The sequence below is a fragment of the Streptomyces melanosporofaciens genome, assembly GCF_900105695.1.
GTDB classification, from domain to species: domain Bacteria; phylum Actinomycetota; class Actinomycetes; order Streptomycetales; family Streptomycetaceae; genus Streptomyces; species Streptomyces antimycoticus.
In genome coordinates, this window is sequence record NZ_FNST01000002.1 from 3,088,011 (window position 1) to 3,112,799 (window position 24,789).

The following is a 24,789-nucleotide window of genomic DNA, read 5'->3' on the forward strand; positions in this document are numbered from 1 at the left end:
TACTCGCACCCCCACTCGTGCCGATGACGAGAGGTGGGTGAGGTGATGGTGAGGCGAGACACCACACCGGCAGGCCGTCAGCCGACCGCCGGCGCACCGCCGTCCGGCCTATCCGACCGCGGCGAAGCGCTCGTAGTCCTCGTCGTCGAAGGGCAGAATCCCCGCGCTGCGCTCGTACTCGACGCGCGCGGTCTCCAGGAGCCTGCGCCAGGAGGTCACCGTCGGCCGGCGGCGCAGCAGTGCTCGCCGCTCGCGCTCGGTCATCCCTCCCCACACGCCGAACTCCACGCGGTTGTCCAAGGCATCCGCAAGGCACTCGGTGCGCACCGGGCATCCGGTGCAGACCGCTTTGGCCCTGTTCTGTGCCGCGCCCTGGACGAACAGTTCATCTGGATCAGTAGTGCGGCAGGCGGCCTGCGCACTCCAGTCGGTTACCCAGCCCATGCTGGCGCCGTCCTCTCCCGAATCGGAGCTCCCCCACGGCGACAAACGGCATATTCACCGTCGCCAGTTGAGGACGTTACGGAAGCGAGACAAGGCGCAACACCCCCTGCAGGCCCAATCTTGGATGGTCCGAACGGACTATGGGTACGCGGCAGATCACCCAACGGAGTGAGCTGACGACATTTGCGATTACTAGTGCAAATACGGGCAGTTCACCCGCCGAACAACGGGCGGCTCGGGACGGAGGCCGCAATCCGGGCAGGCCTCATCACTCACTTGAGTGAGGGTGGAGGTGTGGCTCAGCCACTCACCTGTGACTGGCGTGAAACAGCGTATGCGAACACCCGGTCCCCTGTCCGGCGATTCGAGACGTAGGCTGCGTCCTATGGGAAACACGCGCTCGAGCGGCGGGCTGTCCACCGCTCAACAGGCCGCCAAGTTCCTCGGCGTCAGCGCGCTGGCCGGTGCCGTGATGGCCGGGCTCGCGCTTCCCGCCGTCGGGGCGCTCGGCCTCGCGGCCAAGGGAACCGTCGAGGAGTTCGACGGAATTCCGGCCAATCTCAAGACACCGCCGCTCAGCCAGCGGACGACGATCCTGGACGCCGAGGGCGGGGAGATCGCGAAGGTCTACTCCCGCGACCGGACGATCGTGAAGCTGAACGACATCTCCCCGTATATGCGGCAGGCGATCGTCGCGATCGAGGACGCCCGCTTCTACGAGCACGGGGCGGTCGACCTCAAGGGCGTGCTGCGCGCGGTCAACACCAACGCGCAGGACGGTGGGGTCTCCCAGGGCGCCTCCACGCTGACCCAGCAGTATGTGAAGAACGTGTTCGTCGAGGAGGCGGGTGACGACAAGGAGAAGGTCGCCCAGGCCACCCGGCAGTCCATCGGCCGCAAGATCAAGGAACTGAAGTACGCGATCAAGGTCGAAAAGGAACTGGGCAAGAAGCGGATCCTCGAGAACTACCTGAACATCACCTTCTTCGGGCAGCAGGCGTACGGCATCGAGGCCGCGGCCCAGCGCTACTTCAGCAAGTCCGCCAAGGACCTGAAGCTGGAGCAGGCGGCGCTGCTGGCCGGTCTCGTCCAGTCGCCCAGCCGCTACGACCCGGTCAGCGCCCCGAAGTCCGCCAAGGAGCGCCGCGACACCGTTCTGCGGCGCATGGCCCAGGTGAAGGACATCACTCCGGCGCAGGCCGCCGCGGCCCAGAAGAAGCCGCTCGGCCTGAAGGTCAGCATGCCCAGGAGTGGCTGCATCACGGCCGTCCAGGGCGCCGGGTTCTTCTGTGACTACGTCCGCGAGACCCTGCTCAACGACCCGGCCTTCGGCAAGACGGCGGAGGCGCGCGCCAAGCGCTGGACCCAGGGCGGCCTGACGATCCGTACGACGCTCGACCCGAAGGCCCAGAAGTCGGTCCAGAAGTCGATCAAGGCGCATGTCTACCAGTCCGACCCGGTGGCCACCGCGGTGACGCTCGTCGAGCCGGGCACCGGCAAGGTGCTGGGGATGGGCCAGTCCAGGCCATACGGCTTCGGCGAGAACGAGACCCAGATCAACCTGTCCGCGGACAAGTCCATGGGCGGCTCGAACTACGGCTTCCAGGTCGGCTCCACGTTCAAGCCGATCACCGCGGCGGCCGCGATCGAGCGGGGCAAGAAGCCGTACCAGCGCTACTCCTCGCCGTACAAGATGGCGTATCCGAGCCCGGTCACCACCTGCAAGGGGACCTGGACCAACGACGAGGGCGCGACCGTCGAGAACGAGAACGAGAAGGAAGTCGGCCCGTACGGGATGCGGGACGCGACCGCCAAGTCGGTCAACACCTACTTCGTCCAGCTGATCAGCGACATCGGGGTCTGCCCGGTGACGCAGATGGCCGACAAGATGGGGGTGAAGCGCGCCGACGGCAAGGAGCACAACCAGGTGCCCTCCCTCACCCTCGGCTCCGAGGGCTTCTCGCCCCTGACGATGGCCAACGCCTACGCGACCTTCGCCAACCGCGGTGTCTACTGCTCCCCGGTCTTCATCGAGTCGATCACCGGCCCGGACCACAAGGAGCTCAAGGTCCCGCAGTCGAAGTGCTCCCGTGCGATGTCGGCGAAGACCGCGGACACCATCAACACCCTGCTGCGCGGAGTGGTCGAGGACGGCACCGGCAAGCAGGCCGGCCTCCAGAGCCGTGCGAGCGCCGGTAAGACGGGTACGACGGACGAGCGCAGGGCCGCGTGGTTCGTGGGCTACACCCCGAACCTGGCCGGTGCGGTGTGGGTCGGCGGCCCGGGCGCCAAGGGCGTCAAGATGGAGAACATCACCATCGGCGGCGTCCCCCACGACAAGGTCTACGGCGCGGACACCCCCGGCCCGATCTGGAAGGACGCGATGAGCGGCGCGCTGGAGGGCAAGCCGGCGCCGAACTTCGTGAAGGTCCCGATCAAGGACCCGAACGAGCGCAAGCCCCACGACGGCAAGAAGCCGGGCGACCGCGACCACAAGCCGGGCCGGGGCAACGACGGTGGCGGCAACGGCGGCGAGGACAACCCGTGGCCGGACATCTCCCTGCCCCCGGACCTGATCGGCGGCGGCAACGGGAATGGCGGCAACGGTGGCAATGGCGGTAACGGCAATGCAGACGGCGGCTGGCACTGGCCGCGGTAGCGAAGCCTCGCGATGAAGCGCCGAAGGGGGCCGGACAGAGGTGTCCGGCCCTCTTCGCGTGTGGGCAGGATGGCGACGCTGCGGTCCTTACGGTTGCCACGGCGATGGGCTGACAACACAGAGCAAGCACAACGCAACGCAACGCACGCAGAGAGAGCGACCTGCCCGCCCCCTGGCTACCCGCCCGCGAGCTGTCGCTTCACCGCGGCGGCGACCCGGCCGCCGTCCGCCCGCCCGGCGATCTTCGGGTTCACGATCTTCATCACGGCGCCCATGGCCCGCGGGCCCTCCGCGCCGCCCGCCGCGGCCTCCCCCACCGCCTCGGCCACCAGCGCGTCCAGCTCGTCGTCCGTAAGGGGCTTCGGCAGATACTCGGCGAGCACCTCGCCCTCCGCCCGCTCCCGCTCGGCCTGCGCCGCGCGTCCGCCCTTCTCGAACGCCTCGGCCGCCTCACGGCGCTTCTTGGACTCCCGCGCGACGATCTTCTCCACCTCGGCGTCGGACAGCTCACGGGCCCTCTCGCCCGCGACCTCTTCCTTCGTGATCGCGCTGATGGTGAGCCGGAGAGTCGAGGAACGCAGCTCGTCGCGCGCCCTGATCGCCGCGGTGAGGTCGTCCTGCAGCCTGGACTTGAGCGTGGTGGTCATGGCGTCGAGTCTGCCAGCACTGGCCGGGAATCACCCGAAGATTTCTCCCCCGGCGGCGTTCTGCGACCATGGACAACATGCGCGCGCGATACGGAGTACCCCTGGGAATCACGGCGGTCGGCGCGGCCGGCCTCGCCTACGCCGCCGGCTTCGAAGTCCGGTCCTTCAGGCTCCGGCGGATCACCGTCCCGGTGCTCCCGCAGGGGATGCGACCCCTGCGCGTCCTGCAGATCTCCGACATCCACATGGTGAGCGGACAGCGCAAGAAGCAGCGCTGGCTCCAGTCCCTCGCCGGACTGCGCCCCGACTTCGTGGTGAACACGGGCGACAACCTCTCGGACCCGGAGGGCGTGCCGGAGGTCCTGGACGCACTGGGCCCGCTGATGGAGTTCCCCGGCGCCTATGTCTTCGGCTCGAACGACTACTACGGACCGAAGATGCGCAACCCCGCCCGCTATCTGCTCGAGAAGGCCAGCGGACGGCACGGGCTGAACGGCAACGCCCCGGTGGTCGGCGCCATCCACAACCCGTGGACGGAGCTGCGTGACGCCTTCGACGCGGCCGGCTGGGTCGGGCTGTCGAACACGCGCGGCCGACTGAAGCTGGAGGACATCGAGATCGCCCTCACCGGCCTCGACGACCCCCACATCAAGCGCGACCGCTACGCCGAGGTGACCGGCGGCCCCGAGACGGGCGCCGACCTCTCCCTCGCCGTGGTCCACGCCCCATACCTACGCGTCCTCGACGCCTTCACGGCCGACCGCTACCCCCTGATCCTCGCCGGCCACACCCACGGCGGCCAGCTGTGCATCCCCTTCTACGGCGCCCTGGTCACCAACTGCGACCTGGACACCCGCCGGGTCAAGGGCCTCTCCCAGCACCAGGCCGGCGGCCACACCTCCTACCTCCACGTCTCCGCGGGCTGCGGCACCAACCGCTACACCCCGGTCCGCTTCGCCTGCCCCCCGGAAGCCACCCTGCTCACCCTCACCCCCCAGACCCCCTGACCCCACCCCCAGCCCGGCGGAACCGCCCGGAACGCCCCGACCTGCGAGACCTCGGAAACCGGATTTCGTCTCTGGCCACAGGTCCGCTAAAGTAGAGCTCGTTGCTTCGGGGTGTAGCGCAGCTTGGCAGCGCGCTTCGTTCGGGACGAAGAGGTCGTGGGTTCAAATCCCGCCACCCCGACTGAAGGAACACAGGTCAGGGGCCTGATCCGCGAAAGCGGGTCGGGCCCCTGACTCGTTTCGGGGGCCATCTTGGGAGCCATCAGTTGGCGCGCAGTACCTGGCCGCGGTCGGCGCGCGCCGCGACGCCGATCGGCCGGCCCCATCTCGCCCCCGTCCAGGCGGATCAGCGCTCGTAGGATATGCGGCCAGGGGTCATGAAGTAGCGGTCAGTCAACTCCCCGCCGCGGCACCCAAGATGGCCTGCTATGCGGACGCGTCGGTCCAGCCCTGGCGGCGGAGGACGGCCGGGATGTCGGGGGCCTGGTAGTGGGGGCCCTTGAGGACCTTGCCGTCGGCGCGCAGGGTGGGGCGGCCGTCGGGGCCGAGCTTGGTCATGTTGGCCCGGTGGATCTCGGCGATCACCTCGTCCAGGTCGATGCCGTGGACCAGGGCGGTGCCGTAGGCGACGTAGACGACATCGGCCAGTTCATGGGCCAGGTGGTCGACGGTGCCGTGGGCGCTCGCCTCGGCTACTTCGGCGCACTCCTCGGCCAGGAGGTCCTGGCGGTGGGCGGCGAGTTCCGGTGAGACCTCGGTGGGGGTCGTACGGGCGTCGAGGCCGAAGGCCAGGTGGAATTCGCGGACGAGGTCGGCGGGAGAGCGGCGCATTCGTCCGATCGTACGTGGGGTGGGCGGTCGGGTGCGCCTGGGCCAGTGATGCGGGGAAGTGGCGTGCGTCGGCGCGCGGATCCTTGGGCGGGTGCCTAGGGTGAGGCGTATCAGGCCCTTGACCTCCGCCTCCGGGGTGGTGCACCGATGAGTCTCAGCATCCGCAATCAGCTCCCCGCCACCGTCGTGTCCGTGACCCCGGGCGAGGTCATGGCCACGGTCCAGGGGCGGCTGTCCGGGGGTCAGATGGTGACGGCCGCCGTGACCATGAGCGCCGTGAAGGAGCTCGGTATTGGGGAGGGCTCCGAGGTGACGGCGCTGGCCAAGGCCACTGAGGTGGCTCTGGCCACCGGGGAGGTCTCGGGGCTGAGCATCCGCAACCGCTTCCCGGGCACGGTCACCCGCCTCACCCTCGGGGCCGCCATGGCCACCGTTGTCATCGCCATCGGCGGTGACCAGGAGATCACGGCCGCCATCACCCAGGATGCCGCGGCGGAGCTGGGGCTCACCGAGGGCAGCCGCGTCACCGCACTGATCAAGTCGACCGAGGTGTCGCTCGCCACCGCGTAGGCCGATGAGTCGATGGGGGTCGGTGGGGGCGGTCGATGGGCTGATTGGCTGTCGCCCCCGGTCCGGTCCCGGTCCGCCAGATCGCGCCAACCTCTCCGCCTCCGTCCCGCTTAATTCTACAGTGCTGTAGATTTTGCCTCTGGTCCACCGAGCGCCTGGAGGAGATCGTGGGAGTTTCCCTGTCCAAAGGCGGCAACGTCTCGCTGAGCAAGGAGGCGCCGGGCCTGAGCGAGGACGCCGCGTCCGAGACGGCGATGGTCTTCGGCGAGCTCTACCGCAATGGCGCGGAGTGGAAGTTCCGCGCGGTCGGCCAGGGGTACGCCTCGGGGCTCGCGGGCATCGCCTCCGACTTCGGCGTCAATCTCTGACGCCCTCCCCCCACGGCCGTCGGGCCCGCAGCTCATACGGTTCGGACACATCGAGGAAGCGGACATGACCGCCCCACCCGGGTTACAGGCCGAGGACAGGCCCGACTTCGAGCGGGCGCTGCACCAGGCGCTGCGTACGGCGGAGATCCGTGAGGCCCTGCGGCGCAGCGGGGCCACCGGGGACGCCGACGTCCAACGGCTGCGCTCCCGGGCGCTGGTGGAGAGCGAGGCGATCGCGACGGCCGCCGCGCCCGAGTACGCCGCGTACCTCCGGCAACGCGCCGCCGCGGCGATGAGCCCGTCCGCCGCGCCCGTCACGCCTGCCCCTTCTGCCCCATCCACTGTGGGCGTCCCCTCCCCCACGGCAGGCGTCCGTGGGCTGCTGCCGGTGCTCGCCGTCCTCGCACCGGCTCTGGCCGGTGCCTCGGCCGCGGCCTTTCTTCTCCTCGGCGGACTGCTGAAACTCTTCCGCTCCCAACGCGAGCCGGCCGAGGCACTGTTGACCGCCGGGCTGACCAGCGCGACGATCGCGGCGGTCACTCTGGCGGCGGGAGTGGCCTGCCTGCTCGCCACCGCCGTACGCCACCGCACCTCGGCCCCCGACCAGCACCCGCGCGCCCGACGGCTTCCGCACACGTACCCGCCCCACGGCAGGCGCCGGAATGACGCGGCCGTGGCCACGGCCCGCGACGCCTGGCTGAGGGCCCTTCTTCACCGCGGCATCCTGCCGTTTCTGCGCGACCGGCTGAAGACGTCGCAAAAACCGTCTCGGATGAATCAGAAGAGCGAGAAAGGAAACACATGACCGTAAATCTGGCCAAGGGCCAGCGGATCAACCTGAGCAAGTCCGACGGGGGCGAGCTCAGCGCGGTGCGCATGGGCCTGGGCTGGCAGGCCGCGCCGCGCAAGGGGTTACTCGCCCGGTTGACCGCCAAGGAGATCGACCTGGACGCCTCGGCCGTGCTGTTCGCCGGGCGGGAAGCCGTCGACGTCGTGTTCTTCCAGCATCTGACGAGCGACGACGGATCCGTACGGCACACCGGTGACAACCTCGTCGGTGGCTCCGGTCAGGGCGGCGACGATGAATCGATCCTGATCGATCTGCACCGCGTCCCGGCCCATGTCGATCAGATCCTGTTCACGGTGAACTCCTTCACCGGGCAGACCTTCGCCGAGGTGCAGAACGCCTTCTGCCGTCTGATCGACGAGACCAACGGACAGGAGCTGGCCCGCTACACCCTGAGCGGCGGCGGCCCCTACACGGCCCAGATCATGGCCAAGGTGCACCGCGAGGGCGGGGCGGGCGGGGCCTGGCAGATGTCGGCGATCGGCGCGCCCGCCACCGGCCGGACGTTCCAGGACCTGCTGCCGGTCCTCTCCTCCCACCTCTGAAACGGCCTGTGGCGCGTTTTGCGGCGTCCGAGGGAGAATCTGAGGGTGACCGAGCGAAAGCCACCGGGCATCAGCTTCGAAACATGGGCCGACCGACAGATCCGCGAGGCGGAGGAGCGCGGCGCGTTCGCGAACCTCCCGGGAAAGGGAAAACCTCTCCCGAACCTCGACAAGCCCTACGACGATCTGTGGTGGGTCAAGGAGAAGATGGCCCGCGAGAATCTATCGTTTCTGCCCCCGACACTCGTACTGCGCAAAGAGGCGGAGGACGCGCTCGCCGCCGTGGAAAAGGCGCCCTCGGAACGGGTGGTGCGGGAGATCCTCTCGGAGGTCAATGACAAGATCCGTGAGGCGATCCGGCGACCTCCGCCCGGTCCGCCGCTCCATCTCACGCCCTTCGACATCGACGAGGTCGTCCGGGAGTGGCGGGAGCGCCGGGATGGGATGGAGCACGACGGGGACCGGCCCGGCTGATCGCTGATCGCTGATCGCCCAAGACTGACCACTGACCGCGATTCGAAGGCGGGCCGGGGCGCACGCGCCCCGGCCCGTTCGTGGTTCAGGGTCTGCCCGATGCTGGGCCCATGGTCCAGGGCCGCCCCGGGCTACTCCTCGTTGCCGTACGGGCGAGTGATGATCTCCATGCCATGACCGGCCGGGTCCATGAAGTACAGCCCGCGCCCGCCGTGATGGTGGTTGATCTCGCCCGGCTGCTTCAGATGGGGATCGGCGTAGTACGTGACCCCCTGCTGCCGGATCCGCTCGAAAGCCGCGTCGAACTCCTCGTCCGAAATGAGGAACGCGTAATGCTGCATGACGATCGACTCACCGGGAATGGTGGCAAAGTCCAGGGTGACGCCGTTACTCGTCTCCAGCGGAACGAACGGGCCCCACTCTTCTCCCACCTCGAGACCAAGGATGTTCGCCAGGAATTCTGCGGATTCGCGGTTGTCCAGAGAATGGACGATCGTGTGATTCAACTCGACAGACACTGTGGAATGCCTCCGTAAGGCAATCTCACGGGCACCTCCATGCCTCACCCAGCCGGTGACCGACACGCGATGCCGTATCTCCGATCGTAGGCGGCACCACCTACGACCGTCGAGGCCCGGTGCGCTCTCCCCGATCACGATCTCGACCACACGTCTCGTTCACACGACGTACCGATCGAGCGCCCCTCGGCGACGAGCACACGCTTCCCCGCGCCGCTCCTCAGCCGCGCCCCGCGGAAGCGGCATCCCCGTCGGCGGGTTCACTCCTGATCGCCGCCACGTTGAAGATGCCGCCCTCCGGGTCGCGCAGCGCCGCGACGCGCCCATAGGGCGTGTCGGTCGGCGTGGAGAGGATGCCGCCGCCGAGCTCCGCGGCGCGTTCGGCGACCTCGTCGACGTCCTTCACGCAGAAGTAGACCCGCCAGCGGGGCCGGACGTTCGGGTCCGGGGCGGCCTCGATGGCGCCGCCGCGCAGCCCCGCGACCGCCTTACCGTCGATATGAAGGACCACCCGGTCGTGTTCGAAGCGGACGTCGCAGCGCTCGCGCTCCTGGCTGTCCCAGCCGAAGACCTGCCCATAGAAGAGTGCCGCCTCGAAGGCGTCGCGGGTGCGCAGCTCCAGCCATACGGGCGCGCCCGGTCTGCGCTCGCCCCACCAGGCGGAGGTCAGATCGCCCTCCCAGATGCCGAAGTTGGCCCCGTCCGGGTCGGCCGCCCAGGCCACCCGGCCGCTGCCGAACTCCAGCGGCCCGACCGCGACCGTGCCACCGCGCTCCTGGACGCGCGAGGCCACCTCGTCCGCGCTGTCCGCCGCGAAGTACGTGGTCCAGATGACCGGGAGGGTCACCCCCGCCGACGGGGACGAGGCGCCGATGCCGACGGTCGGTACGCCGCCCTCGGTGTACGCGATGGTGTAACGGCCGTGACCCTGTCGGGTGGGGCGGAAGCCCCAGCCGAAGAGCTCTCCGTAGAAGGTGTGCGCGCGGTCCAGATCCGCTGCCATGAGACTCACCCAGCACGGTGCGCCCTGGACAGCACGGAACCTCTCCCGCAAGGCCGCTCACCTCACTCATGTCCCTGGGGGCGCCACAGGCGTCCCGCAGGCAGCCGTCATCGCTCGTGCATCATGCCCGATATCTCCACTTTCCTCTGATTTCGCGGTCGGCGCCACCCTGATGCCCACCGGCGCGCCCGCCCGAGCAGGGAGCACGCGCGTTGTGGCGCATCACACCGGGGCGCGTCCGGCACCGGAGCATGGCCGGCCGGCCGTGGCAGGGCAGTATTGCGCCCATGTCGAATCTCCGCTCAAACATCGTCTCGTGGCTGGGCCGCAAGTACTTTTCGAGAATTCAGAAGAATGGCTTCGACTTGTCCAAGATGTCGTTCCTCCCGGACGCCACGCTGGCGCCACTGAGGCGCGATGGACTCGACCCCATTGCCGATCTGTCCCGAACCAGGGCAAAAGAACCCATCAGCAAGATATGGCTGCCTTTCGGCATCAATGCCTGGCTTGTCACGGGATATGACGAGACCAAGGCGGTGCTCGGAAAGGCGAAGGGGTTCAGTTCCGATTTCACCAACCTCGCGGAACGGAACATCGGCGTCGCCCCGCAGCAGAATCCGGGAGGTCTCGGCTTCAGCGATCCACCGACGCATACGAGACTGCGACGCCTGCTGACGCCCGAATTCACCATGCGGCGACTCAGCAGGCTCACCCCGCGCATCCACTCCATCGTGGAGGAGCGCCTCGACGAGATGGCGGCGGCCGAGGGCCCGGTGGATCTCGTGGAGGCATTCGCCCTCCCCATTCCCGCGCTGGTCATCTGCGAACTGCTCGGGGTGCCGTACGAGGACCGCGATGACTTCCAGCGCTACAGCACCGCGCGGTTCGATCTCTTCGGCGGAGCGAACGCCTCCCTCGGCGCGATGTCGGACTCCCTTTCCTATCTGCACGGGATCGTGCAGAAGCAGCGTGAGACGCCCGGCGACGGGCTGCTCGGCATGCTGGTGAAGGAGCACGGCGATGAAGTCGACGACCAGGAGCTGGCCGGGCTCGCCGACGGGGTGCTGACCGGCGGTCTGGAGACGACCGCGAGCATGCTGGCGCTGGGCACGCTGGTGCTGCTCCAGGCCCCCGAGCAGTTCGCCGCGATACGTGATCACGACGATGTCGTGGACCCGTTCGTGGAGGAGCTGCTGCGCTATCTCACGGTGGTGCAGGTGGCCTTCCCGCGGTTCGCCCGCGAGGACATGGAGATCGCGGGCACGCGGATATCCGCCGGCGATCTGGTGCTGTGCTCACTGAGCGGCGCCAACCGCGACGAGAAGCTGGGCCCGGACATGGAGCGGGTCGACCCGCACCGGCAGGCCCCCTCGCATCTGGCCTTCGGATACGGCATCCACCGCTGCATCGGCGCCGAGCTGGCCAAGATGGAACTCCGGGCCGCCTACCCCGCCCTCATACGGCGGTTCCCAGAGATGCAACTCGCCGTACCGGCGGAGAAGCTCTCCTTCCGGAAGCTCTCCATCGTCTATGGCGTGGACGAGCTGCCGGTGCTGCTGAGGTAGCGGAGCCCGGGGAGGGGACGGGGCGAAGGGGAGGGGCAGGGGCCGGGGCCGGAGAGGTGGGGCCCGGAAGGGTGGGAGCCGGAGGGGTGGGAGCAGGGGGAAGGGGCGGAATCGCGTACGGAGGAGCTACGGACGGGTGCGGACGGAAGAGTTCGAGCTGCTGCCCGGCATTGCCTGCGAGCAGTCGGAAGTGGCCAGAACCACTCAGAAGCGCTCGACCATTTGCTCGCGCTCGCGCGGAGGCTCGTACGGCGCCGGCCAGAAGTCGGTGATGGTCTGGATCCGGCCGTCCGCCGAGGCGGTGAAGAAGCTGATCGCCTGTGTCTCCTCCTCGTCCTCGCTGAAGCGCACCCAGGAGACCGCCTGCTCGCCGTCGGCGATGACGCGCTCGACCTCCAGACTCCACTCGCCCAGGTACTCGGCGTTGAAGCGGACCACACCGTCCCGGCCGAGCACCCGCTCGCGGGTCTGCGGCAGTTCATAGCGGACGTCGTCGGCGAGAGTGGCACCGAACGCCCGCCAGTCCCTGGCCTGGGCCGTTGCCCAGTACGTCTCCACTGTCGCGGCTATGTCGGCCATCAGCTCCCCCTCGGTGTACGGCCCCCGTCCATCCCGCCGGGAACGTTATCCACAGGCGCGGGGCGACGCCAGCGCGGATGTCGGGGTGCGGCGCAGAATGGTGGGCATGACTGAGAGCACGGAGTCCATGCCGGACTGGGAAAAGCGCTTCCGGGCGCCGCGAGTGGGGCTGCCCGACTGGGCGGAAGAAGCCCCGGACCACTCATTGTTCGTCTCCAACGCCACGGGCACATACGAGCTGTACGCATGGGATCGGGCGACCGGTGCGCAGCGGCAGGTCACCGACCGGCCGAATGGGACGACCGACGGGGTGTTGTCGCCGGACGGCCGGTGGATCTGGTGGTTCTCGGACACCGATGGTGATGAGTTCGGGGTGTGGCTGCGCCAGCCGTTCAGCGGCGGCGAGGGGGACGAGCGCCCGGCCGACGAGCCCGCGACCCCCGGCCTCGCCCCCTCCTATTCCGCGGGGCTCGCGCTGGGCCGCGACGGCACGGCGGTCGTGGGGCGGTCCACCGACGAGGAGGGCTCGACCATCCATGTGGTGCGGCCGGGCGGCGAGCCCGCGGAGATCTACCGGCATCGCGAGTCCGCCGGAGTGGGCGATCTCTCCCATGACGGGACGCTGATCGCGATCGAGCACACCGAGCACGGCGACGCGATGCACTCGGCGATCCGGGTCCTGCGGCTGGACGGGACGGCCGTCGCGGAGCTGGACGACACCAAGGGCGGCACCGAGGAGCTCGGCCTGTCCGTGATGGGCTTCGCGCCCGTCGAGGGCGACACCCGGCTGCTGGTCGGGCACCAGCGGCGCGGCCGGTGGGAGCCCATGGTGTGGGATCCGGTGACCGGTGTGGAGACCGCGCTGGCGATCGATCTGCCCGGTGACGTCGGGGCGGACTGGTTCCCGGACGGATCGGCGCTGCTGGTCGAGCACAGCCATCAGGCGCGCAGCGAGCTGCTGCGGTACGACCTCGGCTCCGGCGAGCTGACCCGCCTGGAGACCCCGGCGGGGACGATCTCGGGCGCCACGGCGCGGCCGGACGGCACGGTGGAGTTCCTGTGGTCGTCGGCCGAGAAGCCGCCCCAGGTGCGGTCCACGAGCGGGCGGACGGTGCTGGACCCGCCCGGTTTCGCGGCCCCGCAGTCGGTGCGGGTCACCGACGCATGGGTGGACGGCCCCGGCGGGCGGGTGCACGCGCTGGTGCAGCAGCCCGCGGGCGAGGGCCCCTTCCCGACGGTCTTCGACATCCACGGCGGGCCCACCTGGCATGACAGCGACGCCTTCGCGGCGGGCCCCGCGGCCTGGGTGGACCACGGCTTCGCCGTGGTGCGGGTCAACTACCGCGGCTCGACCGGATACGGACGGGCGTGGACGGACGCGCTCAAGCACCGGGTCGGGCTGATCGAGCTGGAGGACATCGCGGCCGTGCGGGAGTGGGCGGTGGCCTCCGGGCTCGCCGACCCCGAGCGGCTGGTGCTGTCCGGCGGTTCATGGGGCGGCTATCTGACGCTGCTGGGGATCGGGACCCAGCCGGATTCCTGGGCGCTGGGCCTGGCGGCGGTCCCGGTCGCGGACTATGTGACGGCCTACCACGACGAGATGGAGGCCCTGAAGGCGATGGACCGCACCCTGCTGGGCGGCACCCCGGAGGAGGTGCCGGAGCGGTTCGAGGCGTCGTCCCCGCTGACCTATGTGGATCAGGTGCGGGCGCCGGTCTACATCTCGGCGGGGCTGAACGACCCCCGCTGCCCCATACGGCAGATCGACAACTATGTGGAGCGGCTCGAGCAGCGCGGCGCCCCGCATGAGGTCTACCGCTATGACGCGGGGCACGGCTCGCTGGTCGTGGAAGAGCGGATCAAGCAGTTGCGCTTGGAGATCGAGTTCGCTCGGCGTCATCTGGGGTCCGGTCCGCACCCGGCGCCGTCGGAGCCGCCGGCTCGGGCGGTGTGATGCCGAGGGCCAGATCGCGGGCCGTCTCGGCCTCGCGGCGGAACAGCCGGAACCACATGAAGATCACGAAGCCCGCGAAGACGAACCACTCACCGGTGTAGCCCAGGTTCTGGAACGCCTTGATGTCGAGCCCGGTGCCCTCCGCCGCCGTGGGGGGCACCGGCTTCAGGGCCCCGGGGGCCTGGGAGGAGGTCACCCAGGCGTCGTACACCTGGTACGGCACCAGGTTGACCAGGGAGGCGGCGCTGATCATGCCGAGCTGACCGCGGGGGAGGCCACCGGCCGCGCTCACCCCGTCGCCGCCCTGGTGCTCGGACGCCTGGAGGGCCCCTGTGACGGTCACCTCACCGGAGGGGGGCGCGGGCACCTTGGCGGCGGACGCCGGATCGTCGGCGTCGCCGGGGAGCCACCCACGGACGACGGGCAGCGCCTTGGCTCCGGCCCCGTCCTTGGCCCCGCCGACGTCCCCGTTCACGCGGAGCAGGGTCAGCACATAGAAGCCGTCGCGGCCGTCCAGCCGCCTGTCGGGCACGAGGAGTTGATGTGTGGTGTCGTATCGGCCGGTGGCGGTCGCCCGCTCCCCGGAGGTCTTCGCGGTGACCGGCAGCAGATCGCTCAGCGGCCGGGCCGCGGCCTTCCGCTCGCGGGAGGCGTCGTCCTGCTGCTGGTTATGCGTGTCGACGCGCGTCTCGAAGCGGCTGAGCTGCCAGCTGCCCATGAAGAGACAGACCGGGATCGCCAGCAGGGTGAACACGTTGATCACCCACCAGCGGGGTGTCAGCAGAAACCGATACACACCACCACGGTACGGGCTTGGCGTCGGGGTCCCGGCGGCGGGGCCGCCCCGCAGACCCCCGCGCGTCGGCCCCGGGATCCCGCCGTGGCGCCTCAGGAGCGCCGCTGTGACGTCCCGGGGGCGGCTCCCCGGGAGGCCACTGCCTCACAGCTCCAGAGGGACGCCGACAGATCTAGAGGGACGCCAGCAGACCGGTGCGGTAGATCGTTCCGGCGCAGGCACTGCCGATCGTCACACTCGCCGCGGCCGGGTCGCCCGCCTCCGGTGTGTGGCTGACCAGGACGCTCGCGTCCTGCGGCTCACCGCCGTCGCCACCGCCACCGCCCGGCTCGCCCGTGCTGGGGTTGTCCTGCGGCCCGTCCTGGGCCGGGTCCGTGGACGGATCGGGGGTCGGTGTGCCGGTGGTGGAGCAGCCGCTGGTGCCGCCGCCCGCCGCCGGGATCCAGGCGAACTTGACCTCGTACGCCTGGCCGGGCTTGAGGATGAGCGTGCCCGGCTGGAGGGACGGGTCGGGCAGCCCTGCCGCCGCGTCCCCCGCCGTATGGTCGACGACCAGGATCCGCGCGGCGTCCGCACCGCCCTGGGCGCTCGCGCTCACCGAGCCGCTGCCCTCGACCGTGCAGGCACTGTCCGAGATGTTCGCGACGCGGAACGAGCCGTAGACCCGCCCCTCGGCGTCGGCCACGCCGACCGATCCCGCGCCACCGCTGGTGAGCTGGGCGCGGCTACAGGTGGGGGAAGTGGCGTTCAGCGTGTTGGAGGGATCGGGGGCCGTACCGCCGGAGCCGCCCTCCTCCTCGCCCTTCGACGGCTTGTCCTTCCCCTTGTCCTTGTCCTTGTCGCCCTTGTCCTGCTCGACCGTGTCGGCGGGCCCGTCGGAGCCCTTGCCGCCACTGCCCTCGCCGTGCCGGCCGCCGCTGGTCTCGGGGGTGCGGTGACTGCTGGCGGCATTGGCCGGGCGGTCGTCCGCGCCGTTGCCGGTGGTCGCGACGTGCACCAGCGCCGGTACGGCCGCGCAGCCGAGCACCACCGCGGCCGCGGCCCCGACCAGGGCCTGGCGCCGCCGCGCACGGCGGGCGGGCACGGCGCGCCGCAGGTGGTCGAGGGAGTCGGAGGACGGTTCGAGATCGTCGACGGCGCGGTGCAGCAGCCGCCGCAGCGCCTCCTCGCTCTCACCGCCGGGCCCGTCGTCGTCGAGCTGAATCCGGAGGGGCGTCACCCGCCCCTGCCCGGACGCGGCGGACTCCCTGGTCCCCGCGGACCTGGTGGACTCCTCGGCCCCCGCAGGCTCCGTAGACCTGGCGGACTCACCGATCTCCGCGGACCCAGCGGACCCGCCGGACTCCTCGGCTCCCGTGGAATCCGCAGACCCCGCGGACTCACCGGCCTCCGTGGACTCCGTCGGCGCTACCGGTTCCATCGGCTCCGTGGACTCCGCTGGTTCTCGGGGTTCGGGCTCGTGGCCCGTCCGCCGCCCGGGATCGTCCGGGTCCGGCGTATGTGTGATGTGGTTCATGCCGGAGCCTCCATGGCGACGCGGAGCGCCGCGATGCCGCGCGAGCCGTACGCCTTGACCGAGCCGAGCGATATGCCCAGCGTCTCGGCCACCTGGGCCTCGGTCATATCGGCGAAGTAGCGCAGCACGAGAACCTCGCGCTGACGGCGCTGAAGTCCCCTCATCGCCTTGATCAGTTGATCGCGTTCAAGCTGTTCGTACGCCCCCTCCTCGGCGCTGGCCATATCGGGCATCGGCTTGGAGAGCAGCTTCAGCCCGAGGATGCGCCGGCGCAGCGCGGAGCGGGAGAGATTGACGACCGTCTGCCGCAGATAGGCGAGGGTCTTCTCGGGATCCCGGACTCTCTTGCGCGCCGAGTGCACACGGATGAACGCTTCCTGCACGACATCCTCGCAGGACGCGGTGTCGTCGAGAAGGAGCGCGGCGAGACCCAGCAGCGACCGGTAATGGGCGCGGTAGGTCTCGGTGAGGTGATCGACTGTGGTGCCCGCTGCCATCGCGTCGTCAGTGTCCTCGCGCCCTGTTGTGATGTGCGCGGGGCGGGCCGTAGGCCATGGCGCGATCACCGGCATGCCACCTGGCGTACGCGGGGGGCGTACCGCCGCGCCGCCGCGCCCTGGAACCGTTGCGATGCCGAATACCTCTGCCACGCCTGTTGGACACGCCGCCCCCTGTCAGGGTTGTACGCGCGAGGCACCGCTTTTGACGATGCGTTCAATGCCCCCATGCGCATCAATTCTTCCCCAATGCCCCAGTTGTCCCCGCGCCCACTTCGGGGCGGCTGGAAAGACGCTCCCCGCCCACTGCCGGTTGCAGCGGGCGGGGAGCGAATACGCCGATCAGATCAACGGCCCAGCTCAGCTGGTCCAGGCCAGTGACATGCACACAGGATATTCACATCTGCCGGTCGACGCACTGGTGAAACGTCACTTTAAGACGGCCGCTCACCTTACGGAGGCCCGGACCCCTCACTTGACCACGGATCGTCATCTGATGGCGGGGCCTACTCGGTGCTGGGTCCCACTTGGTGGTGTGTCCCACTTGGTGGTGACGTGACGGGCCCTGCGGCCCTCTCACCTCGCGGCGGCGCCGCCGGCCAGCTCCGCCGCGACGACCTCCGCGATCTGCGCGGTGTTCAGCGCCGCGCCCTTACGCAGGTTGTCGCCGCAGACGAACAGCTCCAGCGCCCTCGGGTCGTCCAGCGACCGCCGCACCCGGCCCACCCAGGTGGGGTCGGTGCCCACGGCGTCGGCGGGGGTGGGGAATTCGCCCTCCGCCGGGTTGTCGCACAGCACCACACCGGGGGCGCCCGCCAGGATCTCGTGCGCCGCCTCGACCGTCACCTCGTTCTCGAACCGCGCGTGCACGGCCAGCGAATGCGTGGTGATCACGGGCACCCGGACACAGGTCGCGGTGACCCTCAGCTCCGGCAGCCCCAGGATCTTGCGGGACTCGTTGCGCACCTTGAGCTCCTCGGAGGACCAGCCGTCCTCCTTGAGCGAACCGGCGAACGGCACCACATTGAGCGCCATCGGGGCCGGGAACGGCCCGGTGTCGCCCACCGCCCGCCGTACGTCGCCGGGGTGGGTGCCCAACTCCGTACCCGCGACCAGCGCGAGCTGCTCACGCAGGGCGTCGATGCCTTCCTTGCCCGCACCGGAGACCGCCTGGTACGAGGAGACGATCAGCTCGCTCAGCCCGAACTCGGCGTGCAGCGCGCCCATCGCCACGATCATCGACAGGGTGGTGCAGTTGGGGTTGGCGATGATGCCGCGCGGGCGGACACGGGCCGCGTGCGCGTTCACCTCCGGCACCACCAGGGGGACATCGGGGTCCATCCGGAACGCGCCGGAATTGTCGACGGCCACCGCGCCCTTGCTGGCCGCGATGGGCGCCCACCGCGCCGAGATCTCGTCCGGTACGTCGAACATCGCGACGTCGACGCCCTCGAACGCCTCCTCGCTCAGCGCGATGACCTCGACCTGCTCACCCCGGACGGTCAGCTTCCGACCGGCCGAGCGGGGCGAGGCGATCAGCCGGATCTCGCCCCAGATGTCGGCGCGCTCCGAGAGGATCGAGAGCATGACGGTGCCGACGGCGCCGGTGGCACCGACGACCGCGAGGGTGGGCTTGTCGTCCCCGGCGGCACCGCCATGACCGATCATCGGCCAGTCCCTCCGTAAACCACCGCTTCGTCGCTGTCGCTGTCCAGGCCGAAGGCACTGTGCACGGCGACGACCGCGTCCTTCACATCGTCGGCGCGGGTGACGACCGAGATGCGGATCTCGGAGGTCGAGATCAGCTCGATGTTGACCCCGGCGTTCGACAGCGCCTCGAAGAAGGTCGCGGTGACGCCCGGGTTGGTGCGCATTCCGGCACCGATCAGGGAGATCTTGGCGATCTGGTCGTCGTAGCGCAGCGAGTCGAAGCCGATCAGCGACTTCGCCTTGGTCAGCGCCTCCATCGCCCGGTGGCCGTCCGTCTTCGGCAGCGTGAAGGAGATGTCGGTCAGCCCGGTCGACGCGGCGGAGACGTTCTGCACCACCATGTCGATGTTGATCTCGGCGTCGGAGATGGTGCGGAAGATGGCCGCGGCCTCACCCGGCTTGTCCGGCACCCCGACGACCGTGACCTTGGCCTCGGACGTGTCGTGCGCGACCCCGGAGATGATCGCCTGCTCCATGCCTTCTTCTCCTTCTCCCGCTTCCGGCCGGTTGCGCACCCAGGTGCCCTGGTGGCCGGAGAAAGACGACCGCACGTGGATGGGGATGTTGTACCGGCGCGCGTACTCCACGCAGCGCAGGTGCAGCACCTTGGAACCGCTCGCGGCGAGCTCCAGCATGTCCTCGTACGGAATCTCGTTGATCTTGCGAGCCTTCTTCACCACGCGCGGATCGGCGGTGAACACGCCGTCCACATCGGTGTAGATCTCGCACACCTCGGCATCCAGGGCCGCGGCCAGCGCGACCGCCGTGGTGTCCGAACCGCCCCGGCCGAGGGTGGTGATGTCCTTGCTCTTCTGGGACACGCCCTGGAAGCCCGCGACGATCGCGACCGCGCCCAGCTCGAGCGCGTCACGGATGCGGCCCGGCGTGACATCGATGATCCGTGCTTTGTTGTGAACCGCGTCGGTGATGACTCCCGCCTGGCTGCCGGTGAACGACAGCGCCTCGTGACCGAGGTTTTTGATCGCCATGGCCAGCAAGGCCATGGAGATCCGCTCCCCCGCGGTCAGCAGCATGTCGAACTCGCGCCCAGTAGGAATCGGGGATACCTGCTCGGCGAGATCGATCAGCTCGTCCGTCGTGTCGCCCATCGCGGAGACCACGACGACCACCTGGTGGCCGTTCTTCTTGGCTTCCACGATTCTCTTGGCGACCCGCTTGATGCCTTCGGCATCGGAAACGGAGGAGCCTCCGTACTTCTGCACGACAAGGCCCACGTGCGCTCCTCGCAGCTCTCAATAATGCGGTCGGCTCAGTTTAGCGAGCGGCCGGAATTTACCCTCCCAATATCACATAGCGAGACGAATGCCTCACAAAGTGATCGAGGAGGGCAAGGAGACAGGGGGGATCACGCGACGCATACGTCCATGCGTCCGCGAGATTCCCCGCATCCCTCCCACCCGCTCAGCGACGAACCCTTCCCCCTCGCCGCCGAAGCACACGGGAACGTAACCCAGCTCACAGGCTCGGACGGGTCGCGGGTCGCCCCCGCGGGCCGTTTCGGATCTTCCCGCTGTCCGTCCCGGATCTTCCTGCAAGTCGTCCCGGGCACGCCTCAGCGCGGCCCCGAGCAGCCGTTCCGGGCACCCGTCAGCGCGGCCCCGAGCGCAGGCCGAGCGGTCCCGCGATCTCCGCCGCCATGACCCGGCCGGCCTCCTCCGCGAGCTCCTCGTCACCGCCCGCGCTGCTGTCCGTGTCCAGGCCGTCCAGCTCGTCCAGCGGGCTGTCCAGCCGTACGTGCGCGACCAGCGACTGCAGCGCGCGCAGGGCCGCCGAGGCGGTCGTCCCCCAGTTGGAGAGGTACGAGAACTGCCACCACCACAGCGCCTCACTGATCCGGCCCTCGCGGTAGTGCGCCATCCCGTGCCGCAGATCGGTGATGATCCCGGCGAGATCGTCGGAGATCCGGCAGGCGACGGGCTGGCTGCGCGGCACGTACGGGTCGAAGACCTCCGAGTAGATGTCCACCGGCTCCAGCAGCACGGCGAAGCGCTCACGCAACTCGTCGACGTCCGGCTCCGGGCCGACGTCCGGTTCGTACCGCTCGTCCGGAACGAAGTCCTCGTGCGCGCCGAGCCGGCCGCCCGCGAGGAGCAGCTGGGACAGCTCGAGGAGCAGAAACGGCACAGCGCTGTCCGGCTCGTCCCCCTTGGCGACTTCGGTGACCGCGACGATGAAGCTCTCGATCTGGTCGGAGATCTGGACCGCGAAGTCGTCCGGGTCCGGGTGGGCGTCGTGCAGCGTTGCGTCAGACATCGAGAAGTCTTCTCCCTTCGAAGGCACGACCCAGCGTGACCTCGTCGGCGTACTCCAGGTCTCCACCGACAGGGAGGCCGCTGGCCAGGCGAGTGACCTTCAAACCCATGGGCTTGATCATGCGCGCGAGGTACGTGGCGGTGGCTTCGCCCTCCAGATTCGGATCGGTGGCCAGGATGAGCTCCGTGACCGTCCCGTCCGCGAGCCGCCCCAGCAGTTCCCTGATCCGCAGATCGTCCGGGCCCACGCCCTCGATGGGGCTGATCGCCCCGCCGAGCACGTGATAGCGGCCCCGGAACTCACGTGTCCGCTCGATCGCGACGACGTCCTTCGGCTCCTCGACCACGCAGATGATCGCGGGGTCGCGGCGGGGGTCCTGGCAGACGCGGCACTGTTCGGCCTCGGCGACGTTCCCGCAGACCGCGCAGAACCGCACCTTCTCCTTGACCTGGGTCAACGCATGCGCGAGGCGGCGGACGTCGGTGGGCTCGGACTGCAGGATGTGGAAGGCGATCCGCTGCGCGCTCTTGGGACCGACGCCGGGCAGCCTGCCCAACTCGTCGATGAGGTCCTGGACCACGCCCTCGTACACGCCTTCATCCAATCTCGCGCCGCCGCGCGGTGGCTGTACTGCATATGAATATTCGGTTGCGCCGCGCCCTCACCGCCGGGGCCGCCGTGGTCCCGCCGCCGGGCCCGGGGATCCGGGTGGGCCCGGGGAGCCCTGGCCCCCGTAGGCCCGAGGAACCCTGGGGACCCGGTGGGATTACGGAACCCTATGAGATTGGAGAGCCCGGGGACCCGAAAACCCAAGGAACCGAGAGATCCGAGGATCCGGAATCCCGAGGACCGGGCCCGGGGGACCCGAGAGATCCGAGGATCAGAACGGGAGCCCGGGCATACCGCCCAGCCCCTGGGCGAGCGGGCCGAGCTTCTGCTGCTGGAGCTCCTGCGCGGCGTTGTTGGCGTCACGGACGGCCGCGACGACCAGATCCGCGAGGGTCTCCGTGTCCTCAGGATCCACGGCCTTGGGATCGATGACCAGGCCCTGCAACTCACCGGAACCGGTCACGGTCGCCTTCACCAGACCACCGCCCGCGGAACCCTCGACATGAGTCCGGGCCAGCTCCTCCTGGGCCGCGGCGAGGTCCTGCTGCATCTTCTGAGCCTGCTGCAGCAACTGCTGCATATTCGGCTGGCCACCACCGGGGATCACGGCTTCGCTCCTGGCGCTCGACAGTCGTTCTCTTCGATAGCCCGAGCCTACGTGCTCCCCGAGCGCCCTGCTCTACGCCGTACGGAGGAGACACGGCTACATAGGGCATGGGTGCGGGGCCCACGCCTCCTACTCGTTGACGATCTCTTCGATCACCGTGGCACCGAGCTCGCGAACGATCAGGTCGTGCCCGCTCAGCGCGGTGTCGTCCAGGTCCGGATCGTCCTCGGCCGGCATGTCGTCCTCCAGCGCGACGCGCGGAGGCTCGGGCTCCCGGTACGCCGCCGCCTCGGGAGGCGGGCCCGCATCCACGGCTCCGGACGGCGCGGCGGGGGCGGCCGGGGGCGGGGAGGCGGGACCGGGCCGGGGCGCGGACTGCCGTGGCGCGGCCGACTGGCCACCGCCACCGGGGCCACTCCCGCCGCCGAAGCCGCCAACACCGCCGAAACCACCACCGCCGGTGGCGCCACCGCCTCCGCCGAAGCCGCCGGAACCGCCCGCACCACCGACGCCGCCCGGACCGCCCGGGCCGCCGCCCTGCTGTCCGGCGCCGCCCGAGGGATCGACGATCGCCTCGATCCGCCACTGCACGCCGATGGCGTCCTGGAGCGCCTGCCGCAGGACGTCCTCGCTGCCACCGCCCACGAAGCTGTCGCGCGCGCCCGCATTGGAGAAGCCGAGCTGGAGGGTGGTGCCGTCGAAACCGGCCACCGTCGCGTTCTGGCTCAGCAGGATCCAGGTGAAGCGGCGACGATTCTTGACCGCCTCCAGGATGTCCGGCCACATCTGCCGCACCTGCACGGCACCCTGCGCCATGCTCGGCGCGCCCTGCGCGGGTGCGGAGGGCCCGGCGGACGCGGGAGGCGAGGTCGGCGCGGAGGGCGTGGAAGGTGTGGAGGGCGCCGCGGGCGTCTGCGCAGATGAGCCGCCGCCCTGCCCCGGCGCGGCGGCCGTGGGCCAGCCACCGGGCTGCCGAGCGGGCGCCCCACCACCGGAAGCAGCCCCACCACCGGAGGCACCGCCACCGCCGACATCGGAAGCACCAGACGCCCCGGACGCACCGGAACCACCAGAGGCACCAGAGCCTCCAGCCGCACCGGAACCAGGCGCCGAGGCGGTGGGCCAGGCTCCGGGCCGCGCTCCGCCGCCCTCCACCGCAGCGGACTGGGCACCCGACGGCCATGCTCCGGGCCGCTGCCCGCCGCCGCCCTCCACGGGCGCGGCCGGGGCACCGGCCTGCTGTCCTCCCTCTGCGGCGCCGTCCAGACCGCTGTCCGCGGCCGGCCGCGCACCCGCGGGCCACCCGCCGGGTGCCTCGGCGTCGCTCGGCCCGCCTGGCGCCTGCCCCTGGCCCTGGCCCTGGCCAACCCCTCCCCCGGCCATCGCCGCACGCGCGGCGGCCGGACCGGATGGCCCGGCGGCAGGAGGCCCGGCCGGAGCGTGAGCGTCGGGCCCCGGTACGTACCCCATGGCGGGCCCGGGCCCCACCGCCCCGGCGACGCCACCGGCACCGGCACCGGCTCCACCGCCCAGGCCGCCCGCGAGGGCCCCGCGCTCCAGCCTCTCCAGCCGCGACTGCACCGAGCGCTCGTCGTCGAAGGCGGCGGGCAGCAGCACTCGGGCGCAGATCAGCTCCAGCTGCAGCCGCGGCGAGGTGGCGCCACGCATCTCCGTAAGACCCTCATTGACCAGGTCGGCCGCGCGGCTCAGCTCGGCGCCGCCGAAGACCGACGCCTGCGCCTGCATCCGCTCCACCACATCGGCCGGGGCGTCGATGAGCCCCTTCTCCGCGGCGTCCGGCACGGCGGCGAGGATCACCAGATCGCGCAGCCGCTCCAGCAGATCGGCCACGAAGCGCCGGGGGTCGTTGCCCCCCTCGATCACGCGGTTGACGACCTCGAACGCCGCCGCGCCGTCGGTCGCCGCGAAGGCGTCCACGATCGAGTCGAGCAGCGAGCCGTCCGTATAACCGAGCAGCGAGGTGGCCGTGGCGTACGTCACACCGTCGTCGGCCGCGCCCGCGAGCAGCTGGTCCATGACCGACATCGAATCCCGCACGGACCCGGCCCCGGCCCGCACCACCAGCGGCAGCACCCCATCCTCGACCGGGATCGCCTCATGCCCGCAGACCTCTCCCAGATACTCGCGGAGCGTCCCGGGCGGCACGAGCCGGAACGGATAGTGGTGCGTACGCGACCGGATCGTGCCGATGACCTTCTCCGGCTCGGTGGTCGCGAAGATGAACTTGAGGTGCTCCGGGGGCTCCTCGACCACCTTCAGCAGGGCGTTGAACCCCGCCGAGGTGACCATATGGGCCTCATCGATGATGTAGATCTTGTAACGACTCGACGCGGGCCCGAAGAACGCCTTCTCCCTCAGCTCACGGGCGTCGTCCACACCACCGTGCGACGCGGCGTCGATCTCGATCACATCGATCGACCCCGGTCCGTTCCGCGCGAGGTCCTGACACGACTGGCACTCGCCGCACGGTGTCGGAGTGGGACCCTTCTCACAGTTCAGACAGCGGGCCAGGATGCGCGCACTGGTCGTCTTGCCACACCCGCGGGGACCGCTGAAGAGATACGCGTGGTTGACCCGGTTGTTGCGCAGCGCCTGCTGCAGCGGGCCGGTGACATGCTCCTGCCCGATGACCTCCGCGAAGGTCTCGGGGCGGTAGCGGCGGTACAGCGCGAGGGACGACACGCCTACGACGATATCGGGGACGACCGACAACCGGACCACGCCCGCGTCCCCACACCCCCCGCGTCC

The 24,789-nt window shown here is 70.1% G+C and carries 23 protein-coding genes, 1 tRNA gene and 1 pseudogene; 10 read left to right on the forward strand and 15 right to left on the reverse strand.

Translation table 11 applies throughout. From position 1 onward, the window contains the following. Positions 1–108: 108 nt before the first annotated feature. On the reverse strand, positions 109–444 hold the full coding sequence (locus tag BLV72_RS15650; protein ID WP_014061756.1) for a WhiB family transcriptional regulator: 336 nt from the start codon (positions 442–444) through the stop codon (positions 109–111). A gap of 385 nt (positions 445–829) precedes the next feature. On the opposite strand from BLV72_RS15650, the gene BLV72_RS15660 reads away from it, so the two are divergent. Then, positions 830–3,103, forward strand: a complete 2,274-nt coding sequence (locus BLV72_RS15660) for a transglycosylase domain-containing protein (RefSeq protein WP_093462945.1) — start codon at positions 830–832, stop codon at positions 3,101–3,103. Positions 3,104–3,279: 176 nt separating this feature from the next. On the opposite strand, the gene BLV72_RS15665 is transcribed toward BLV72_RS15660, so the two are convergent. Further along, complete coding sequence (locus BLV72_RS15665) at positions 3,280–3,750, reverse strand: GatB/YqeY domain-containing protein (protein WP_059148187.1); 471 nt, start codon at positions 3,748–3,750, stop codon at positions 3,280–3,282. 77 nt (positions 3,751–3,827) lie between these two features. Between BLV72_RS15665 and BLV72_RS15670 the strand changes: the two genes are divergently transcribed. Together BLV72_RS15670 and BLV72_RS15675 are read left to right on the forward strand one after the other, a co-directional pair. Continuing rightward, positions 3,828–4,757 (forward strand): metallophosphoesterase, encoded by a 930-nt coding sequence (locus tag BLV72_RS15670; protein WP_208905633.1) that lies wholly within the window; start codon positions 3,828–3,830, stop codon positions 4,755–4,757. A gap of 107 nt (positions 4,758–4,864) precedes the next feature. Continuing rightward, positions 4,865–4,938, forward strand: a tRNA-Pro gene (locus tag BLV72_RS15675). A gap of 245 nt (positions 4,939–5,183) precedes the next feature. Here BLV72_RS15675 and BLV72_RS15680 read toward each other — a convergent pair. Continuing rightward, positions 5,184–5,588, reverse strand: coding sequence for a pyrophosphohydrolase domain-containing protein (locus BLV72_RS15680; RefSeq protein ID WP_093462948.1), 405 nt, complete (start codon positions 5,586–5,588; stop codon positions 5,184–5,186). 147 nt (positions 5,589–5,735) lie between these two features. On the opposite strand from BLV72_RS15680, the gene BLV72_RS15685 reads away from it, so the two are divergent. From BLV72_RS15685 to BLV72_RS15705, 5 genes and pseudogenes are all read left to right on the forward strand, one after another. After that, positions 5,736–6,158 carry a TOBE domain-containing protein gene (locus BLV72_RS15685; protein ID WP_059148190.1) on the forward strand — a complete coding sequence of 141 codons (423 nt, stop codon included), beginning with the start codon at positions 5,736–5,738 and terminating at the stop codon, positions 6,156–6,158. A 224-nt stretch (positions 6,159–6,382) separates the two neighbouring features. Further along, a pseudogene (locus BLV72_RS15690) lies at positions 6,383–6,526 on the forward strand (TerD family protein); the annotation flags it as partial. 64 nt (positions 6,527–6,590) lie between these two features. Next, a complete protein-coding gene (locus BLV72_RS15695; RefSeq protein ID WP_093462950.1) occupies positions 6,591–7,331 on the forward strand; it encodes a hypothetical protein in 741 nt (246 codons plus the stop codon). Continuing rightward, positions 7,328–7,918 carry a TerD family protein gene (locus BLV72_RS15700; protein WP_093462951.1) on the forward strand — a complete coding sequence of 197 codons (591 nt, stop codon included), beginning with the start codon at positions 7,328–7,330 and terminating at the stop codon, positions 7,916–7,918. Before BLV72_RS15695 ends, BLV72_RS15700 begins: the two co-directional genes overlap by 4 nt. Before the next feature lie 45 nt (positions 7,919–7,963). Beyond that, on the forward strand, positions 7,964–8,392 hold the full coding sequence (locus BLV72_RS15705) for a DnaJ family domain-containing protein (protein WP_093462953.1): 429 nt from the start codon (positions 7,964–7,966) through the stop codon (positions 8,390–8,392). A 131-nt stretch (positions 8,393–8,523) separates the two neighbouring features. On the opposite strand, the gene BLV72_RS15710 is transcribed toward BLV72_RS15705, so the two are convergent. Together BLV72_RS15710 and BLV72_RS15715 are read right to left on the reverse strand one after the other, a co-directional pair. Continuing rightward, positions 8,524–8,910 carry a VOC family protein gene (locus tag BLV72_RS15710; protein ID WP_093462954.1) on the reverse strand — a complete coding sequence of 129 codons (387 nt, stop codon included), beginning with the start codon at positions 8,908–8,910 and terminating at the stop codon, positions 8,524–8,526. 220 nt (positions 8,911–9,130) lie between these two features. Beyond that, complete coding sequence (locus BLV72_RS15715; RefSeq protein ID WP_093462956.1) at positions 9,131–9,913, reverse strand: VOC family protein; 783 nt, start codon at positions 9,911–9,913, stop codon at positions 9,131–9,133. Between the two features lie 287 nt (positions 9,914–10,200). On the opposite strand from BLV72_RS15715, the gene BLV72_RS15720 reads away from it, so the two are divergent. Further along, positions 10,201–11,478: a cytochrome P450 gene (locus BLV72_RS15720; protein ID WP_093462957.1), complete on the forward strand. Its 1,278-nt coding sequence runs from the start codon at positions 10,201–10,203 to the stop codon at positions 11,476–11,478. Positions 11,479–11,682: 204 nt separating this feature from the next. Here BLV72_RS15720 and BLV72_RS15725 read toward each other — a convergent pair whose 3' ends face one another. After that, the gene (locus tag BLV72_RS15725; RefSeq protein ID WP_093462959.1) at positions 11,683–12,057 is read right to left on the reverse strand and encodes a nuclear transport factor 2 family protein; all 375 of its coding nucleotides are present in this window, start codon (positions 12,055–12,057) and stop codon (positions 11,683–11,685) included. Positions 12,058–12,154: 97 nt separating this feature from the next. Here BLV72_RS15725 and BLV72_RS15730 point away from each other — a divergent pair, with 97 nt between their 5' ends. Continuing rightward, positions 12,155–14,011 (forward strand): S9 family peptidase, encoded by a 1,857-nt coding sequence (locus tag BLV72_RS15730; RefSeq protein ID WP_425288378.1) that lies wholly within the window; start codon positions 12,155–12,157, stop codon positions 14,009–14,011. Here the strand turns inward: BLV72_RS15730 and BLV72_RS15735 are convergent. From BLV72_RS15735 to BLV72_RS15775, 9 genes are all read right to left on the reverse strand, one after another. Further along, a complete protein-coding gene (locus BLV72_RS15735; RefSeq protein ID WP_093462962.1) occupies positions 13,917–14,807 on the reverse strand; it encodes an SURF1 family protein in 891 nt (296 codons plus the stop codon). The two genes, BLV72_RS15730 and BLV72_RS15735, sit on opposite strands and share 95 nt — an antisense overlap. A gap of 172 nt (positions 14,808–14,979) precedes the next feature. Beyond that, positions 14,980–16,026 carry a DUF4232 domain-containing protein gene (locus tag BLV72_RS15740; RefSeq protein ID WP_244320780.1) on the reverse strand — a complete coding sequence of 349 codons (1,047 nt, stop codon included), beginning with the start codon at positions 16,024–16,026 and terminating at the stop codon, positions 14,980–14,982. A gap of 293 nt (positions 16,027–16,319) precedes the next feature. Then, a complete protein-coding gene (locus BLV72_RS15745; RefSeq protein WP_030829843.1) occupies positions 16,320–16,895 on the reverse strand; it encodes a SigE family RNA polymerase sigma factor in 576 nt (191 codons plus the stop codon). Between the two features lie 501 nt (positions 16,896–17,396). Then, entirely contained in the window at positions 17,397–18,488 is a 1,092-nt protein-coding gene (locus tag BLV72_RS15750; protein ID WP_093462965.1) for an aspartate-semialdehyde dehydrogenase, read from the reverse strand. Beyond that, positions 18,485–19,765: an aspartate kinase gene (locus BLV72_RS15755; RefSeq protein WP_093462966.1), complete on the reverse strand. Its 1,281-nt coding sequence runs from the start codon at positions 19,763–19,765 to the stop codon at positions 18,485–18,487. The genes BLV72_RS15750 and BLV72_RS15755 overlap by 4 nt, the downstream gene beginning before the upstream one ends. A gap of 373 nt (positions 19,766–20,138) precedes the next feature. Next, a complete protein-coding gene (locus tag BLV72_RS15760; RefSeq protein WP_093462968.1) occupies positions 20,139–20,804 on the reverse strand; it encodes a DUF5063 domain-containing protein in 666 nt (221 codons plus the stop codon). Continuing rightward, the gene (gene recR / locus BLV72_RS15765) at positions 20,797–21,396 is read right to left on the reverse strand and encodes a recombination mediator RecR (protein WP_059148202.1); all 600 of its coding nucleotides are present in this window, start codon (positions 21,394–21,396) and stop codon (positions 20,797–20,799) included. Before recR ends, BLV72_RS15760 begins: the two co-directional genes overlap by 8 nt. 288 nt (positions 21,397–21,684) lie before the next feature. Next, positions 21,685–22,020 (reverse strand): YbaB/EbfC family nucleoid-associated protein, encoded by a 336-nt coding sequence (locus BLV72_RS15770; protein ID WP_014061795.1) that lies wholly within the window; start codon positions 22,018–22,020, stop codon positions 21,685–21,687. Positions 22,021–22,149: 129 nt separating this feature from the next. Then, positions 22,150–24,723, reverse strand: a complete 2,574-nt coding sequence (locus tag BLV72_RS15775) for a DNA polymerase III subunit gamma and tau (protein ID WP_093470367.1) — start codon at positions 24,721–24,723, stop codon at positions 22,150–22,152. Positions 24,724–24,789: the final 66 nt, after the last annotated feature.

Bases quoted from the DNA above. Each gene is read 5' to 3' on its own strand.
- BLV72_RS15725 (WP_093462959.1), bottom strand. From the start codon at position 12,057: ATGGCCGACATAGCCGCGACAGTGGAGACGTACTGGGCAACGGCCCAG.
- BLV72_RS15680 (WP_093462948.1), bottom strand. From the start codon at position 5,588: ATGCGCCGCTCTCCCGCCGACCTCGTCCGCGAATTCCACCTGGCCTTC.
- BLV72_RS15760 (WP_093462968.1), bottom strand. From the start codon at position 20,804: ATGTCTGACGCAACGCTGCACGACGCCCACCCGGACCCGGACGACTTC.
- BLV72_RS15730 (WP_425288378.1), top strand. From the start codon at position 12,155: ATGGTGGGCATGACTGAGAGCACGGAGTCCATGCCGGACTGGGAAAAG.
- BLV72_RS15720 (WP_093462957.1), top strand. From the start codon at position 10,201: ATGTCGAATCTCCGCTCAAACATCGTCTCGTGGCTGGGCCGCAAGTAC.
- BLV72_RS15745 (WP_030829843.1), bottom strand. From the start codon at position 16,895: ATGCCGGTGATCGCGCCATGGCCTACGGCCCGCCCCGCGCACATCACA.
- BLV72_RS15700 (WP_093462951.1), top strand. From the start codon at position 7,328: ATGACCGTAAATCTGGCCAAGGGCCAGCGGATCAACCTGAGCAAGTCC.
- BLV72_RS15750 (WP_093462965.1), bottom strand. From the start codon at position 18,488: ATGATCGGTCATGGCGGTGCCGCCGGGGACGACAAGCCCACCCTCGCG.
- BLV72_RS15670 (WP_208905633.1), top strand. From the start codon at position 3,828: ATGCGCGCGCGATACGGAGTACCCCTGGGAATCACGGCGGTCGGCGCG.
- BLV72_RS15665 (WP_059148187.1), bottom strand. From the start codon at position 3,750: ATGACCACCACGCTCAAGTCCAGGCTGCAGGACGACCTCACCGCGGCG.
- BLV72_RS15650 (WP_014061756.1), bottom strand. From the start codon at position 444: ATGGGCTGGGTAACCGACTGGAGTGCGCAGGCCGCCTGCCGCACTACT.
- BLV72_RS15715 (WP_093462956.1), bottom strand. From the start codon at position 9,913: ATGGCAGCGGATCTGGACCGCGCGCACACCTTCTACGGAGAGCTCTTC.
- BLV72_RS15695 (WP_093462950.1), top strand. From the start codon at position 6,591: ATGACCGCCCCACCCGGGTTACAGGCCGAGGACAGGCCCGACTTCGAG.
- BLV72_RS15660 (WP_093462945.1), top strand. From the start codon at position 830: ATGGGAAACACGCGCTCGAGCGGCGGGCTGTCCACCGCTCAACAGGCC.
- BLV72_RS15685 (WP_059148190.1), top strand. From the start codon at position 5,736: ATGAGTCTCAGCATCCGCAATCAGCTCCCCGCCACCGTCGTGTCCGTG.